We start from the raw sequence: 15,430 nt of genomic DNA on the forward strand, positions 1-15,430 counted from the left end.
TACCTCTTTGAATGAAATCATCGTTGTCCTCCCCCATAAAAAGGGGATATTGATCTCATCCACCCAAAACGTCAAGCACATCATGACCCCGACACAACGTGCATCGAACATTGCCGAATAATGTTAAGAATGAGGGGATCCCTAAGGGTAGATACATTCCATGAATTGCCTCACCTTGGAAAGGCGGCTGAATTCATCGGGAGATAACGGAGTCCAGACAAAAATCGTTTCCGCGCAGGTTGGTGAAGTTGTGGTGCAGCCCATTATGGAAGTACGCCCACAAGGAGAAACTGTGGGCGCTCGGCACGAATGCCATCCGGCCGATGAGGGCATTGAGCAGGCGGCTGGCGGTGAGGCTGCCGTGGCAGGCGTCATGGCCTATGACGAACAACTGGCTGCCGGCTACCCCGCCGATGATGGATAAAATCACCACGGCTGCAACGCTATCGACTGCGACGCTGCCGGACAGTGCCGCCATCCAGATCCCCATGGGGAGCAGCGACCACAGCAAGGGGTCGCATCGGTCCTGGGCGTGAAACTGCTCGAGTCCGGTCGATTGGGGCATCAGCGGCCGCTCGCCGCCTTCGCGACGGGGCGCGCTGGGACAGGCCGGCCGGTCGTGCGGCTCGAGGCCCGGGTCCTCGCCCTGGCGGACGGCGTGGTGAGGAAAATCAACCCGTTGGGCGGGGCCTGGTGCATCCCAATAGGGTGCCACGAACGATCTGGATACGCCATCCGGCAGGGGCCGGGTATACCGTCCGGCAGGGGATCGGCCTGCCGAATCGTGGAGGCATGTCAGTCGCAGAGCGCCTCGAGGAGCCCCTGCTGGGCCGAGCGTGGTTTGTGGGTGCCCGCCGTGCAGCGCCTGTAGGTCCCGCTCGGGTCCAGGACCCAGGCCTGGGTGTTGTCGGACAGATAGGTCATGAGCCCCTCCCGGATGATCCGTTGGCGGAGGCGCTTGTCGTCGATCGGGAAGGCGGTCTCGATGCGCCGGAAGAAGTTGCGGGCCATCCAGTCGGCGCTCGACAACAACACCTCCTCCTCGCCGCCGTTCCCGAAGTAATAGACGCGGCTGTGCTCCAGGAAGCGCCCGATGATGGAGCGCACCTGAATGTTCTCGGAGACCCCTTTGATGCCTGGGCGCAGGCAACACACCCCGCGCACGATGAGGTCGATCCGGACCCCGGCCTGAGAGGCCGCGTAGAGCGCGCGGATCACCTGCTCCTCGCCGAGCGCATTGAGCTTGGCGATGATGCGCGCGGGTTTCCCGGCGCGGGCCAGGGCGGCCTCGCGCTCGATATACTGGAGGAGGGTCTTGTGCAGGGTGAAGGGCGATTGCAGGAGGCGCTTGAGCTTGCCCGGACGGCCCGGCGCGGTGAGCTGCTGGAACAGTTTGTGGCAGTCCTCGGCGATCGCGGCATCGCAGGTCAAGAGGCCATAGTCGGTGTAGAGGCGCGCGGTGCGGGCGTGGTAGTTGCCGGTGCCGAGGTGCACGTAGCGGCGCAACTGCCGCCCCTCGCGCCGGACCACGAGCGTCATCTTGGCGTGGGTCTTGTGGCCCACGATCCCATACACCACGTGCGCCCCGGCCTCCTGCAGATCGCTCGCGAGCTCGATGTTGGCCTCCTCCTCGAAGCGCGCCCGCAGCTCGATGACCACGGTGACCTCCTTGCCGGCACGCGCCGCGGCGACCAGCGTCTCGGCGATGGCCGAGTCCGGGCCCGTGCGGTAGAGGGTCTGCTTGATGGTGAGGACGTCCGGGTCGGCGGCCGCCTGGCGCACGAAGTCCACGACCGGGGCGAAGGACTGGAAGGGGTGGTGGAGCAGCACGTCTCCCTTGCGGATGGTATCGAAGAGATCGGTGTTGCGGGTGAGTCGCGGCGGCTGGCCGGGGGCGAAGCCGGGGTACTTCAGGTCCGGGCGATCGACCAGGTCGCCGATGGCCATGAGCCGCATGAGATTGACCGGGCCGTTGCACCGGTAGACGTCCTCTGCGCCGAGCTTGAACTGCTGGCTCAGAAAGGTCGTCATCTCGGCCGGGCAGTCGTCCGCCACCTCGAGCCGTACCGCATCCGAGAAGCGGCGTGCCGGCAGCTCCCCCTCGAGGGCGTGAAGGAGGTCGTCTACCTCCTCGTCATCGACCAGCAGATCGCTGTTGCGCGTTACCCGGAACTGGAAACAGCCCTGCGGGCGCATGCCCGGGAACAGATCGCCGACATGGGCGTGGATGATCGAGGACAGGAACACGAAGTCGTGCGACCCCTCGGAATGGGACTCTGGAATACGGATGAGTCGCGGCAGCGAGCGCGGCGCCTGCACGATGGCGATGCCGCTGTTGCGGCCGAAGGCATCCTTGCCCTCCAGGTCGACGATGAAGTTCAGGCTCTTGTTGAGGATCCTGGGGAAGGGATGGGCCGGGTCGAGGCCGATGGGGCTCAAGACCGGTAGCAGCTCGCGGTTGAAGTGGCGCTTGACCCAGCGCTCCTGGCGTGCGGACCACTCCGAGCGCTTCAGGAAACGCATCCCGTGGGCGGCGAGGCGCGGGATGAGGGCGTCGTTCAAGACCGCGTACTGATCGCGGATGAGCGCCCGGGTGGTCTCGGCGATGCGCTTGAGCTGCTCGCTGGGCCCGAGCCTGTCCGGTCCGATCGGGGCCGCGCCCAGTACCACCTGCTGTTTCAGGCCGGCCACGCGGATCTCGAAGAACTCATCGAGATTGCTGCTCACGATGCACACGAACTTGAGCCGCTCCAAGAGCGGCACCGAATCGTCGCGCGCCTGATCGAGGACCCGGCGGTTGAACTCTAGGAGCGAGAGCTCGCGGTTGAAGTAGAGATCGGGCTGGCGGAGGTCCACTACCTCCTCGGCCGGTGCCGGGGCGGCCTGGGCTACCTCGGGCGTAGAGGTGGCGCTGGTCAGGGCGGGGCTCGCCATGCACCTCATGCTAGCACGGCGCCGGAAATCCTGTATTACGGGGCCGCGGCAGCGAGGCAGCCCGAAGGCCGCGGTAGGGTGGTGGTGGAAACTGCGGGCCAGGGCTCAACGATCGGCAGCAGGTCCTAGACCACAGTCGGGAGAGAAGACCCCTGACCCCCCAGGTTTGATCGATATTGGGGGTCAGGGGTTGCGGAAGCGGTTGCCGGATACGGCGCTCAGTAGTCAGCCTTCGCTAGTCCCTCGGTCATGTCCGCAAGGGCCCCTTCGAGCGGGGCGATTGCCCCGGCGGCGTCCCCTTTTTCGGCCGCCGAGATCGCTGTTTGCAGCTTTTCCATCGCTGGGTCGTAGTAGGGCATTACGCTCTCGCCGGTGACCTCCTTGCAGGAACTCCACGACTTCCTGGCGTGTTCCGCCACACTGGGTGCATCCCCCCCCTTGGCGGCTTCTAGGGCGGCCGTGGCGTGCGTCTTCGCCTGTTCCATTTGTCGGGTGTTCACGTCGCGATCTTTCCCCGAGCTGACACCTTGCGCAAAGGCGCTGCTCATTCCGAAGGCGAGTGCCCCGGCCAGGAGCGCGGTCCAAAAGGTCTTCTTCATACGTTAATCCTCTAGGTCTTCGTCCGAATCGTTTTCGCGCCCGCTTCGAGGCCACCTCTTCGGCGCCACGCGAGCGCCGATAGGTTAGCACAAGTGCCCCGCGGCGGCACGGCGCCCCCAGTAAGCGGCGCCGGCCCGCCGCCTCGCCCCGGCTTTCCTCGGCGGCCTCGCGCCAAGCAGTTTATCTTCTCCCGGGCGGTGGTGAGAAATCCGGGCTAGAATCGCGCCCCGCCCCCGAACGCTGGAGCGTTATCTTCCATGCCCGAGTCACTCGAGTTCGATTTCGACAACATCGAGCGCCAACCCCTGCACGCCTTTAGCGAGCGCGCCTATCTGGATTACTCGATGTACGTGATCCTGGACCGGGCCCTGCCGCATGTGGGCGATGGGCTCAAACCGGTCCAGCGGCGCATCATTTATGCGATGTCGGAGCTGGCGCTCGCGGCCGGCGCCAAGCCCAAGAAGTCGGCCCGCACGGTGGGCGACGTGATCGGCAAGTTCCACCCCCACGGGGACATGGCCTGTTACGAGGCGATGGTGCTCATGGCCCAGCCCTTCAGCTATCGCTACCCCATCGTCGATGGGCACGGGAACTGGGGCTCGGCGGACGAGCCGAAGTCGTTCGCGGCCATGCGCTACACCGAGGCCCGGCTCACGCGCTATGCGGAGGTGCTGTTGCAGGAGCTGGGGCAGGGGACGGTGGACTGGGTCCCCAACTTCGACGGCACCCTGGAAGAGCCGCGCCTCTTGCCCGCCCGCCTGCCCAATGTGCTCCTGAACGGGGGCACCGGGATCGCGGTGGGTATGGCGACCGACATCCCGCCGCACAACCTCCGCGAGGTGGCCGCGGCCTGCATCCGGCTCCTGGACGACCCGGGGGCCACGGTCGCGGCGCTGTGCGAGCATGTCCTGGGACCGGATTACCCGACCTCCGGGGAGCTCATCACCCCGCCTGAGGAGCTGCTGAAGCTCTACGAGACCGGCATGGGCTCGGTGCGCATGCGGGCGGTCTACGAGGTCGAGGACGGCAACATCGTGGTGACGGCGCTGCCCTATCAGGCCTCCGGCAATCGCATCCAGGAACAGATCGCCGTCCAGATGCAGACCAAGAAGCTGCCCATGATCGAGGACCTGCGCGACGAGTCCGATCACGAGACCCCGGTGCGGCTGGTGCTCGTGCCGCGCTCGAACCGCCTGGAGGTCGAGCCGCTCATGGCCCATCTCTTCGCCACCACCGATCTGGAGCGCAGCTACCGCGTCAACCTCAACGTCATCGGGGTCAACGGCCGGCCGCAGGTCAAGAACCTGAAAGTGCTGCTGGTCGAGTGGCTCGGCTACCGCACCGAGACCGTGCGGCGGCGCCTCGCACATCGCCTCGCCGAGGTCGAACGCCGGTTGCACGTCCTGGCCGGTCTCCTCATCGCCTTTCTCAATATCGACGAGGTGATCCACCTCATCCGCCATGAGGACCCGCCCAAGCCGGTGCTCATGGCACGGTTCGGATTGAGCGATGTCCAGGCCGAGGCCATCCTGGACCTGAAGCTACGGCACCTCGCGCGCCTCGAGGAGCTGAAGATCCGCGGAGAGCAGGCGGATCTCCTGGAGGAGAGGCGTGCCCTCGAACGGCTCCTGGGGTCCCCCAAGGCCCTGAACACCCTGATACGAAAGGAGATTCAGGAGGATGCCGAGCGTCATGGGGATGCGCGCCGATCGCCCATCGTGAGGCGTGCGGAGGCTCAGGTGCTGGCAGCGGCCGAGCTGGTGCAGAGCGAGCCGATCATGGTGATCCTGTCGAAGAAGGGCTGGGTACGGGCCGCCAAGGGCCACGACATCGACCCCACCGAGCTGGCGTTCCGCTCCGGTGACGAGTTCCGGGCCGCGGCCTGCGGGCGCAGCCAGCAGCCGGCCATGTTCCTCGATTCGACCGGGCGCTGCTATTCCGTGCCGGCCCATGTGCTGCCCTCGGCCCGGGGGCTCGGCGAGCCCCTGTCCGGCTGGGTCACACCCCCGGACGGTGCCAGCTTCGAGGGCGTCATGCTGGGCCCCCCGGAGTCGTTGTGGCTCATCGCATCCGACGCCGGGTATGGTTTCGTGGCGCGCCTTTCGGACCTCTATGCCAAGAACAGGGCGGGTAAGGTCGTCCTGACCGTTCCGAGTGGTGCACGGGTGCTCCTGCCCGTCCTGGTCACGGATCCGGGATCGGACCTATGCGCAGCCGCCACCGCGCGCGGGCGGCTCCTGGTCTTTCCGGTATCCGAGCTGCCGCTCCTGCAGAAGGGCAAGGGTCTGAGAATCATCCACGTACCGAGCGCCAAGCTGGCCGCGCGCGAGGAATTCGTGGCGGGGGTTGGTTCCGTCCCGGAGGGCGGGTCGCTCGTGGTAGTTGCCGGGCAGCGACATCTGACGCTTACCACAAGGGATCTCGCGGCGTATGCGGGCGTTCGCGGAACGCGCGGGCAGATGCTGCCGAGGGGATTCCAAAACGTCAGCGGCGTTGGAAAAAAAAATGGCCGGGCGTGAGCCCGGCCAATGCAGGACGGTATTGAGCGGGGAGGGGGAGGAGCCCGTCCTGCGAGCGAACCTATCGGCGAGGAGGTGGGATCCTTTACGGGATCACGGGGGATGGGGGGGCTTGAAGCGGGGCGAAGGACCCCCACTTGAACCATGTTGCGCCCATTGGTGTTGCGTCAATTGAATCGTTGGTGTGAGGAGGAGAACCATGTTGCGCATCCTGTTATTTCTGGCCACCAACGTCGCGGTGATGGTGGTCCTGAGCATCGCCGTCAAGGTCCTGGGCCTAGAAGAGGCGCTGGCGGCGCAGGGCTCCGGGATCGATCTCCCGGCGCTCCTTGTCATGGCCGGCATCATCGGCATGGGCGGGTCCATCCTCTCGCTCCTGATATCCAAGTGGTCGGCCAAGCGCCTGATGGGCCTGCACGTGATCGAGCGCCCGGGGGATACCCGCGAGGCTTGGTTGCTCGACACGGTCGCGAGGCTGGCGCGCGATGCCGGTATCGGCATGCCCGAGGTCGCGATCTTCGACTCGCCCACCCCCAATGCCTTCGCCACCGGCGCGAGCCGTGACAAGGCGCTGGTCGCGGTCAGCAGCGGCCTCTTAGAGCGCATGCGCGAGGGGGAAGTCGAGGCGGTCCTGGGGCACGAGGTCACGCACGTGGCGAACGGCGATATGGTGACGCTCGCGCTCGTCCAGGGCGTGGTCAATACCTTCGTCATCTTCCTCTCGCGGGTGGTCGGCCACGTGATCGACCGCGTGGTGCTCAAGAACGAGCGCGGCCATGGGCCGGGGTTCTGGATCACGACCATCGTCGCCGAGCTGGTGCTCGGCGTGCTCGCATCGATGATCGTCATGTGGTTCAGCCGCTGGCGGGAGTTCCGTGCCGACGCCGGGGGCGCCAGGCTGGCCGGCCGCGACAAGATGGTCGCGGCCCTCCAACGCCTCGGATCGCCGGTCGAGCAGGAGCCCCTGCCCGACCAGTTCCAGGCCTTCGGCATCGCCGGTGGCGGCGGTCTCATGCGCCTGTTCATGAGCCACCCGCCGATCGAGGAGCGCATCGAGGCGCTGCGGCGCAACTACACGTAAAGAAGGGGTGGGTGGGCAGTGCTGCGCCGAGGCGCTGAGGCCGCGCGCTAGCCGGCCCCCTCGCCGGGGTTTGATCTTGACCAGCATGTAGTTGAAGTGACCCTCCGGCGCTGGCGCGCGCCCTGGAGCCTCTTGAGGTCGTTGAAGGGACCGACGCCCACGCGATACCAGACATCGCTGCCCTTGATCACCACCCGCTGGCGGCTCGCGCTCGAGATCGCTGCGGGCGGTGGCCACACCCTCCTCTCGATTGAGCCGACCCTATATATAAGATCGTTTCTTATTCTCATGCTTCGGTATTAGAAGTTAAAGACAATAGCATCTACGGCCGAACATAATCCGTATTTTCTGCCCAAATCGGTAGAATCGGATGCGTGCACGACCCCTGACCGTAGGCCTGGGTGCATGGCTGAACATGCCGCGCCCGATTGAGGACTTTTGAGTTCGTCTGCCAGCCATTCCATGGTCACGCGGAAACGTCCGGTTGGAAAGAGGAAGTCCTGCCCCGAGCCGACGATTGGTCACACCGTACTAACAACATCTTGGAACGTGGGCTGGCGGACTTCGACGCGCCGAACCTTACCCCGGCTGAAAAGGTCACAATCTATTGCTACCAGTACATGCAGAAACACGCTGCAAGCACTTGCTACGTATTTGACACTGGAGCGAAACTCGGGCTCGCCGAGCCAGACGATTGGATTGTGCTGGACTTCGGGTCAGGTCCTGCGACGTTGGCTGTTGCCTTCTTGGCTAAAAGCGCAGGATGGTCAATCTATCGGAGCGTCCGCGAAGCCACTACTGAACTACATTGGGATTGAACGCAGTAAAGAAATGCGAGAAAAGGCCAAGACCGTGGCAAGAGAGAGCGGCCTATTTCATAAGGACTCAGATTTTGGTTTTGGCAAGTCCTTTGACGATGCCAATGGAATCTTCTCTCAGGTTGACGTCGCCTCACAGGCAATTGAGATCGATGCTCCTACGCTGGTCTTGAATTTTTCATACTTCTTTTCGAGCAAGTTCCTCAATGTTCGGGACGTTTCAACGTTCGCGACGAAGCTACGATCTCGGTATGCTTAACACTCTATTTGGCTCGTTTATCAGAACCCGGCTCACAGTGATTTTCGTTCTCCGTGGGAGAAGTTCAAGCGCGAGCTTCGCGGTTTCACGCGAGCTTCGCGGTTTCAAGTCAATCGAAAGCTCTTCCACTACCGTGCGCTATCCAAACACGACGAACAAGAGCGGGAAGGTTGAATCGATTGCTCTGGACTACGAACTAATGTCACATCGGCCTAGTTAGCCGCCGCTCATTGAACGTTTTAGGATGCCAAGCGAATGAAAAACGGCACTTTGGATCTGTTTGGCGACCCAGTCCAGCAAAAGCCTGAGCTCCCGTCTATTTCGGATGTGCGAGGTTTGCAATACATTTGCGAATTCATAGACCAGGAAACGCATGACCAATTGCTAACCAAGATCGATAGGCAGCCTTGGTTGACCGAATTGAAGCGCCGAGTACAGCACTATGGCTATCGGTACGACTACAAATCTCGCGCCGTAAACTACTCAATGCGAATTGGCGAACTGCCGGATTGGGCGCAGGCCGTAGCCGGGCAGCTTGTTGATCGCTGCCTGTTCCCGGCAATGCCCGACCAAGTCATTGTGAATGAGTATGAACCAGGCCAAGGCATCAAGGACCATGTCGATTGCGAGCCATGCTTCACCGACACGGTAGCTTCACTTAGCCTAGGCTCTAAGTGCGTCATGCACTTTACCGAGAAGGACACTAGGCGAGTGGTTCCCGTCCTATTGGAGCCACGAAGCTTGGTCGTTTTGACTGGTCCTGCGCGGTACGAATGGACCCATGGCATCCCCCCAAGAAAAAGCGATGAAATTCGAGCTGACTCCTTTAGGCGGTCACGGTGCGTTTCACTGACGTTTCGCCAAGTAATCGTCAAGTAAAGAGAAGGGATGGCTAACCAGGGGTGAGACGACGTGCCGACGCCGCGCTAGCCGGCCCCCCTCGCCGGGTTTGAGCTTGACCAGCATATAGTTGAAGCCACCCTCCGTGAGGCGCTGGCGCGCGCCTTGGAGGCTCTTGAGGTCGTTAAAGGGACCGACGCGCACACGATACCAGACATCGCTCGTTGATCGCCACCCGCTGGATCCCGACCGAGACGCCCCCGAGCGCCCAGCCGGGCCTTGACCCGATCGGCGTCCAGGTAACGCTGAAAAGCGAGTAGGGCGGAAGCCCGCTTTGTGGGCGTTCCGCCGCATGCGTTCACCTCTGCTCCCAGCCGTGCCATCGATAACGCCGTCTCCATCCCGATCGGAAGGGAGGCATCTGTAGGGCCGATGGCTCGCAGGGCGATCCGCCGCACGGGCCGCTTCGGCCGGCAGCCGAGCGGCGGAACGCCAAAAAGCGGCTTCCGCGCTACTTTCCACCTTACGCGCGTTCCGGTGCAGCGCCGGGTTATGCCGTGACGTCAACGTACTCGACCTTACTCCCGGGCTCGGGGATCGGTAGACCGTCTTCCCGCATACCTTCGATGTGAAACTCGATAGCTTCCCGGATCTCGGCTTCGGCCTGCTCTAACGTAGCCCCAGTGGCGACACATCCGGGTAGGTCGGGAACGTAGGCCGAATAGTTTGTCTCGACTTTTTCAATGACAACGGCGTAGCGCATTAGAACCTCACTTCTTTAGCCCAGCTTGCTTCAAGATGCTATTCAGGGTGCCCGGTGCCAAATCGTCGCGTGCCCGGAACGGTAACGCGACCTGGCTTGGCAGAATGCTTGAACTGACGATGGCTACCCCGTGTCGCGACGAGGAACCAGCCGTCAACTTGAAGCATTCGCAATACCTCGCTTACCTTCATCGGGCCAGAGTATCAGCTCAACTTTTGGCATGCAAAACGATCTGTCCATGCTGCAGTCTATCGCAGGTATGCGGTGCATTCCCCGGGTTGCGCTCAATCGAGACATCAGAACCTGGGCGCCCCCGACTGGGCCAAGCCCGATGAGCCCGAGGCCGCGCTAGCCGGCTCCCTCGCCGGGTTTGACCTTGACCAGCATGTAGTTGAAGCGACCCTCTGTGAGGCGCTGGCGTGCGCCCTGGAGGCTCTTGAGGTCGTTGAAGGGACCGACGCGCACGCGATACCAAACATCGCTGCCGTTGATCACCACCCGCTGGATCCCGGCCGCGACGCCCGCGAGTGCCAGCCGGGCCTTGACGCGATCGGCGTCCTGGTAGCGCTGAAAAGACCCCACCTGAATCATGTAAGACCCGCTCGCCTCCAGGCCGGATGGCGGTACGGCGGCCGGCGGCCGTTCAGACTCGGATGGCGTCTTGGACTCAGGCGGCGAGTTGGGCTCGGGCTGCGGGGTCGCTTCCCACTCGGGGACCTTTACCTCGCGTTCCGGGAGGATGGTATAGAAGTCGAAGCGCGGCTTGCTCGTGCCAGCCTCTTCGGGCTCGGGCGGGCGGGGACTCGGCGGATCGCGACCGGCGGCCACCGGTCCGAGTCCCTGGTTCGCCACGGAATCAGGGCGTAAATAGACGAACAAGGCCACCGACAGGCCCAAGATCAGCCCGACGAAGAACGACAGCCAGCCGCGTTCACGGCGCGCTGCGGTCCTCTGCGGGTGCCTCGACATCTACATGGCCTCGGGGGCCGAGACCCCGAGGAGCGCGAGGCCGTTCCGGAGCACCTGGCGGGTCGCGGCGATGAGCGACAGGCGGGCATTGCGCAAGGACGGCTCATCGACCAGGAACGAGTGGCTGTTGTAGTAGACGTGGAAGTCGTTGGAGACCTCGCGTAGATAATGCGCGATCTGGTGCGGCTCGCGCGCCAGCGCCGCGGACTCGACCACCTCCGGGTAGCGCGAAATGCGGTTCATGAGCGCGATCTCCTCTGCTTCCGTGAGCGCCGCGAGCAGGCCTGTTTCGCTATCCCAGGCAAAGCCCCTCTCGCGGAGTTGCCGGAAGACGCTCGCGATGCGGGCATGGGCGTACTGGATATAGTAAACGGGGTTGTCCTGCGATTTCGATTTGGCAAGCTCCAGGTCGAACTCGAGGTGCTGATCGCTGCGCCGGGTCACATAGAAAAAGCGCGCCGCGTCCCGGCCGACCTCGTCCACGAGCTCGCGCAAGGTCACGAACTCCCCGGAGCGCGTGGACATCTGTACGCGCTCTTTGCCGCGAAAGAGTGTCGCAAACTGGACCAGCCTGACTTCCAGGCGTTCGGGGTCGTCCCCGACGGCGGCGAGGGCGGCCCGCACACGCGGCATATAGCCGTGGTGGTCGGCACCCCAGAGATCGATGAGGAGATGGAATCCGCGCTTGAGCTTGTGGAGGTGATAGGCGACATCGGAGGCGAAATACGTGGTCTGGCCGTTCTCGCGCACCAGCACGCGGTCCTTCTCATCACCGAAGGCTGCCGAGTTGAACCACAACGCCCCGTCCCGGACGTAGGTGCGGCCGAGGGCTTCGAGCCGCTCGATGGCGCACGTGACCGAGCCGTCCAGCGACAGGGCGGACTCGGGAAACCAATGCTCATACCGGACCCCGAAGTCCTCGAGGTCCTGGCGGATCCCGCCGAGCACCTGGTCGAGGCCGGCGCGGTGCAAGTGCCGGTAATCGGTCTCGCCCAGGAGCTCGCGGGTACGCCGGATCGCCCCATCGAGGTAGGCGTCCGGGTCCTCGCCGGTGGCGAGCGACTCGAGGACAGGAGCCGCCGGAACCCGCCATCGATCCCCGATCTCGGCGTAGAGGCCGGCCGCGATCGCCTTCACGTACTGGCCGCGATAGGCGTTGGCCGGAAAATCCAGGCGTTCGCCGCAGTGCTCGAGATACCGCAGGAAGACGCTCAGGGCGAGGATGTCCATCTGGCGCCCGGCGTCGTTGACGTAGTACTCGCGGGCGACCTCGAAGCCCACGGCCTCGAGCAGATCGGCGATGACGGCCCCGTAGGCCGCGCCCCGCCCGTGTCCGATGTGCAAGGGACCGGTTGGATTGGCGGACACGAACTCGACGTGGACGCGGGTGCCCTGACCGAGGCGCAAGCGGCCGAATGCCGGGCCCTCCGTCAAGGCCCGCGCGATCGTGTGCCGGAGCGCCTCTGGTTTCAAATAGAGGTTGATGAAACCCGGTCCGGCGACCGCGGCACGCGCCACCCAGTCGGACTCGGGCAAGGCCTCGGCGATGCGCGTGGCGAGCTCGCGCGGGTTCATCGCGGCCGTCTTCGCGAGCACCATCGCGATGTTCGAGGCGAAGTCGCCGTTCCGCGGATCGCGCGTCCGATCCACCTGGATCTCGCTCGACGCCGGCACGGCCAACCCGAGCCCGGGCAGCACGCGCGCGATGGCATCAGCGACCAGGGCCTTGATATCTTCCTTCAAGCTCTCCCCCGAGCGTAAACCAAAATTCTATCCCGGGCGCCCGCGTGCTGAGAAGCTCGGGGTCGAACCACCGGGTACGCTTGCGCGGCGACGAACGCGCTGGCGCGGCATAGGGATGACGCGCAGGATGGGGCAAGCGCGGATCGACCGCGAGCCCGTTTTCGGTCCGTGTCGTCGGGCGTCCGGTCTGACTCAGATGCACGCCCGTCTCTGAAACGTTCAAGCCGACAGCTTGCTCGTCCTATTGTACCAACGCGCTCACGAGTGGGTTGCTGACGTGGAGGCCGGGGAACCGACCGAAATCGCGGTCCGCCGACCACAGTTCGCGGACGCCATGTTGCCGGCACAGGACGGCGATGCGCGCGTCGTGTGCCTGGGGCCCGGCGACGCGGGCCGACTCCACCAGCGTACGGAGCTCGGGCCAATGCGACTCCGTTTCCGCGAGCAGCACCAGCGAGGGCGCCTCCAGCCAGGCGTCGATCTGATCGAGCGCGAGCGCAAGGGGCGTGGGCGGATCGTAGATGCGCGGGTGAGTAGCGATGGAAAGGAACTCGTGCAGGCACGGCCAGGGGATCGCCCAGGCGGCCCGCCCGTTGGCCAGCGAGTCCAGGCAGGAGCGGGCGCGCTCGTGGAACGGCGAGTCCTCACGGTGGGCATAGACCAGCACGTTGGTGTCCACGGCGATCATCCACCATGCCCTTCGTAAGCCATCTCGCGCAGGCGCTCCCAGGAGGCGCCTTGGAGGCCCGCTTGGAGACCATTGCCCTTGTAGCTCGCCCTGCGCAGGCGGAAACCGGTGGCGCGCTTCTTCTCGGCGATGAGGCGGCGCAGACCGAGCTCCACCAAGGCCCTCAGGGTCACGCCCTCGCGTGCGGCGAGCCTGCGCGCGTCGTTCAGCACCGGGTCCGATATCTCGATGGTGGTCTTCATATGGGCACCCATATCCTATCGTAATTATACCCATAATCCGGGCCTGGAAAGGCAAAGGCAAGCGCGCTAGGCATTGAAACATCCCCGCGCAAGCGAGACCGGTGTCCCGCGCCGCCGCGGTCGGTGCGCCCCAGGCGCGATCGGACGCAGGGACCACGCGTGTCATCCGTTCACCGCTTCGCGCACGGTTCAGCCGTGCCGGAGTCTTACACAAGGGGGCGGGTGACACGGGCGACGGTCGAGGCTTAAGTTCTGAGGAACCGGCGTGGGCTGCCGGCCAGCCGCGTCAAGTCACGCTTTTGAACCAATCCGCCAGCGCGTCCAGCATCTCGGCCCTCACCTCCGCGTCCTTACGTCCCGATCGCGCGGGCACGTGGAAGGAATGATCGGCATCCTCAAACAGCTTGAGGGTTGCGCGCGCGCCGAGCTGTGCGACGAGGGGTTGTAAAAGCCGCAAATCCGCGAACTCATCACGCGTTCCCTGTAGGAATAGCGTCGGTATCGGCACGTCGAATAGGTGCCTGCCGCGCTCGTCCGACGGGCGCCCAGGCGGATGCAGCGGAAAGCCCAGGAACACGAGGCCGCGGACGCCGGGCAACGATGACTCGGCCTGCGCCTGCGAAGTCATCCGCCCGCCAAACGACTTGCCGCCCGCGAAATGCGGGATGTCCGGCAGCAGATGCGCCGCCTCCGCAACGGCTGCTCGAACAGCGGCTTGTGCGACCTTGGGCGTATCCGACCGCTTCGAGCCCCGCTCCATGTAGGGAAACTGATAGCGCAGCGTGACGATGCCGCGCTCCGCCAGCCCGTTGGCAATCGACGCCATGAACGGATGCGTCATCCCGGCACCTGCACCGTGCGCTACTACGTAACAGGCGCGCGCTCCACGAGGCGCTTGCAACAGGCCGGAGGCACGTTGCGCCGCGTCGATCGTGATCGACACGGGTTGCGGATTGGTGGAGGGCATCGCGGCTATCCCGGAAGCCGGTCAAAGATGATGGCCTCGCCGGTGACGGGTGCCTGCCCGCACATCCGGCTTCGAACATTCCCGACCGACCTGGCCCGCGATGGCCTCGGTGTTGCCAACCGGCCGCCAGTTGCGCGCCGTGCCTGGGCCCAGCGACTTTTCGATGCGCGCGAAGCGCTTCGAATTCCCCACGCCCTCGGGCGCGTGCAGATAGAACACGCTACCTTTGAGCGCAAACCGCACGCTCGCGGATCGTATGCGCTCCAGCGCCGCGAGGTCCGGCCGCCTCGGCGCCGAAGCCAGAAGACCAGGTGCAGCGTTCGCGGTCGTGACGCGGCCTCCGAGTAGGGGTTTGCCGCAACAGCCTTCTTCAGCTCAGCCAGCGTCTGCAGGATCACACGCGGCGCAAAGCCATGGCGCCGATCGATCGTGGCCGTGATCCGGCTGGCAACTTGCTCCGTGTCCATTCCTTCGCTCTGGAAGATCGCATTGCCGCTTTGAATGTAGGCTCTGACGTTACGCATCCCCATCGTCTCGAGGATGCGGACGAGCTCCGCTGATCGGTCTCCTCAGTACAAATGCCTCATCTTGCCGGCTTGATAATCGTCGGCGGCCTGCACGAGCTCCTCTTCCGTATTCATGACGAACGGGCCACGCCGTGCAACCGGCTCATGAATGGGCTCGCCGTTGAGCACCAATAGCGTAGCGTCTTCCCTGGCATCGATGGCAATCCGCTCGCCGCTTGTATCGAACAAGGCCAATTCGGATGCCTTCATGGCATGTGAGCCGCTCAAGAGAATGTCTCCATGCAGTAGACCCTCCAGTTGCATAAACTTCCACGTGGATCGTCAGGAAAGGGCGTAGAAGACAGGGTTGCAGCGAGTTTGTAGCGTTGCGCTGGACATCACCACCGGTGATATCCAGCCTTTAAGTAAAATAACTGGTCTCATGATCAGAAAGACTAGGAAGCGGTCTGCACTTCGCGGTATAATGTGTTTCCGCAAACA

Annotated in this window: 17 protein-coding genes and 1 pseudogene; 4 read left to right on the forward strand and 14 right to left on the reverse strand. The window is 64.1% G+C overall.

The features are described from left to right. Positions 1 to 193: 193 nt before the first annotated feature. The 3 genes from M3461_07585 to M3461_07595 form a co-directional block, all read right to left on the reverse strand. Complete coding sequence (locus M3461_07585; GenBank protein ID MDQ3774222.1) at positions 194 to 565, reverse strand: fatty acid desaturase; 372 nt, start codon at positions 563 to 565, stop codon at positions 194 to 196. Between the two features lie 230 nt (positions 566 to 795). Further along, positions 796 to 2,934 (reverse strand): polyphosphate kinase 1, encoded by a 2,139-nt coding sequence (ppk1, locus tag M3461_07590; protein ID MDQ3774223.1) that lies wholly within the window; start codon positions 2,932 to 2,934, stop codon positions 796 to 798. Between the two features lie 218 nt (positions 2,935 to 3,152). Continuing rightward, positions 3,153 to 3,533 carry a hypothetical protein gene (locus M3461_07595; protein MDQ3774224.1) on the reverse strand — a complete coding sequence of 127 codons (381 nt, stop codon included), beginning with the start codon at positions 3,531 to 3,533 and terminating at the stop codon, positions 3,153 to 3,155. Between the two features lie 258 nt (positions 3,534 to 3,791). Between M3461_07595 and parC the strand changes: the two genes are divergently transcribed. Both parC and htpX read left to right on the forward strand, forming a co-directional pair. Continuing rightward, on the forward strand, positions 3,792 to 6,053 hold the full coding sequence (gene parC / locus M3461_07600) for a DNA topoisomerase IV subunit A (GenBank protein ID MDQ3774225.1): 2,262 nt from the start codon (positions 3,792 to 3,794) through the stop codon (positions 6,051 to 6,053). A gap of 199 nt (positions 6,054 to 6,252) precedes the next feature. Further along, positions 6,253 to 7,134 (forward strand): protease HtpX, encoded by an 882-nt coding sequence (gene htpX, locus M3461_07605; protein ID MDQ3774226.1) that lies wholly within the window; start codon positions 6,253 to 6,255, stop codon positions 7,132 to 7,134. A 47-nt stretch (positions 7,135 to 7,181) separates the two neighbouring features. Here htpX and M3461_07610 read toward each other — a convergent pair whose 3' ends face one another. After that, positions 7,182 to 7,373, reverse strand: a complete 192-nt coding sequence (locus tag M3461_07610) for a hypothetical protein (GenBank protein ID MDQ3774227.1) — start codon at positions 7,371 to 7,373, stop codon at positions 7,182 to 7,184. 499 nt (positions 7,374 to 7,872) lie between these two features. Here M3461_07610 and M3461_07615 point away from each other — a divergent pair, with 499 nt between their 5' ends. Beyond that, positions 7,873 to 8,211 carry a hypothetical protein gene (locus M3461_07615; GenBank protein ID MDQ3774228.1) on the forward strand — a complete coding sequence of 113 codons (339 nt, stop codon included), beginning with the start codon at positions 7,873 to 7,875 and terminating at the stop codon, positions 8,209 to 8,211. Positions 8,212 to 8,697: 486 nt separating this feature from the next. Continuing rightward, complete coding sequence (locus tag M3461_07620; protein ID MDQ3774229.1) at positions 8,698 to 9,090, forward strand: alpha-ketoglutarate-dependent dioxygenase AlkB; 393 nt, start codon at positions 8,698 to 8,700, stop codon at positions 9,088 to 9,090. On the opposite strand, the gene M3461_07625 is transcribed toward M3461_07620, so the two are convergent. From M3461_07625 to M3461_07670, 10 genes and pseudogenes are all read right to left on the reverse strand, one after another. Beyond that, complete coding sequence (locus M3461_07625; GenBank protein MDQ3774230.1) at positions 9,058 to 9,255, reverse strand: hypothetical protein; 198 nt, start codon at positions 9,253 to 9,255, stop codon at positions 9,058 to 9,060. The two genes, M3461_07620 and M3461_07625, sit on opposite strands and share 33 nt — an antisense overlap. A gap of 346 nt (positions 9,256 to 9,601) precedes the next feature. After that, positions 9,602 to 9,814, reverse strand: coding sequence for a type II toxin-antitoxin system HicB family antitoxin (locus tag M3461_07630; GenBank protein ID MDQ3774231.1), 213 nt, complete (start codon positions 9,812 to 9,814; stop codon positions 9,602 to 9,604). A 7-nt stretch (positions 9,815 to 9,821) separates the two neighbouring features. Further along, a pseudogene (locus M3461_07635) lies at positions 9,822 to 10,005 on the reverse strand (type II toxin-antitoxin system HicA family toxin). A 157-nt stretch (positions 10,006 to 10,162) separates the two neighbouring features. Then, complete coding sequence (locus M3461_07640) at positions 10,163 to 10,783, reverse strand: SPOR domain-containing protein (GenBank protein MDQ3774232.1); 621 nt, start codon at positions 10,781 to 10,783, stop codon at positions 10,163 to 10,165. Further along, positions 10,784 to 12,505, reverse strand: a complete 1,722-nt coding sequence (argS, locus tag M3461_07645) for an arginine--tRNA ligase (GenBank protein MDQ3774233.1) — start codon at positions 12,503 to 12,505, stop codon at positions 10,784 to 10,786. Positions 12,506 to 12,767: 262 nt separating this feature from the next. Then, a complete protein-coding gene (locus tag M3461_07650; protein ID MDQ3774234.1) occupies positions 12,768 to 13,214 on the reverse strand; it encodes a PIN domain-containing protein in 447 nt (148 codons plus the stop codon). Further along, positions 13,211 to 13,456, reverse strand: coding sequence for a type II toxin-antitoxin system VapB family antitoxin (locus M3461_07655; protein MDQ3774235.1), 246 nt, complete (start codon positions 13,454 to 13,456; stop codon positions 13,211 to 13,213). Before M3461_07655 ends, M3461_07650 begins: the two co-directional genes overlap by 4 nt. 286 nt (positions 13,457 to 13,742) lie before the next feature. Further along, positions 13,743 to 14,423: a dienelactone hydrolase family protein gene (locus tag M3461_07660; GenBank protein ID MDQ3774236.1), complete on the reverse strand. Its 681-nt coding sequence runs from the start codon at positions 14,421 to 14,423 to the stop codon at positions 13,743 to 13,745. A 21-nt stretch (positions 14,424 to 14,444) separates the two neighbouring features. After that, a complete protein-coding gene (locus M3461_07665) occupies positions 14,445 to 14,642 on the reverse strand; it encodes a hypothetical protein (GenBank protein MDQ3774237.1) in 198 nt (65 codons plus the stop codon). A 350-nt stretch (positions 14,643 to 14,992) separates the two neighbouring features. Continuing rightward, on the reverse strand, positions 14,993 to 15,253 hold the full coding sequence (locus M3461_07670) for a pirin family protein (GenBank protein ID MDQ3774238.1): 261 nt from the start codon (positions 15,251 to 15,253) through the stop codon (positions 14,993 to 14,995). Positions 15,254 to 15,430: the final 177 nt, after the last annotated feature.

It is taken from the genome of Pseudomonadota bacterium, assembly GCA_030860485.1.
Lineage (GTDB): Bacteria > Pseudomonadota > Gammaproteobacteria > JACCXJ01 > JACCXJ01 > JACCXJ01.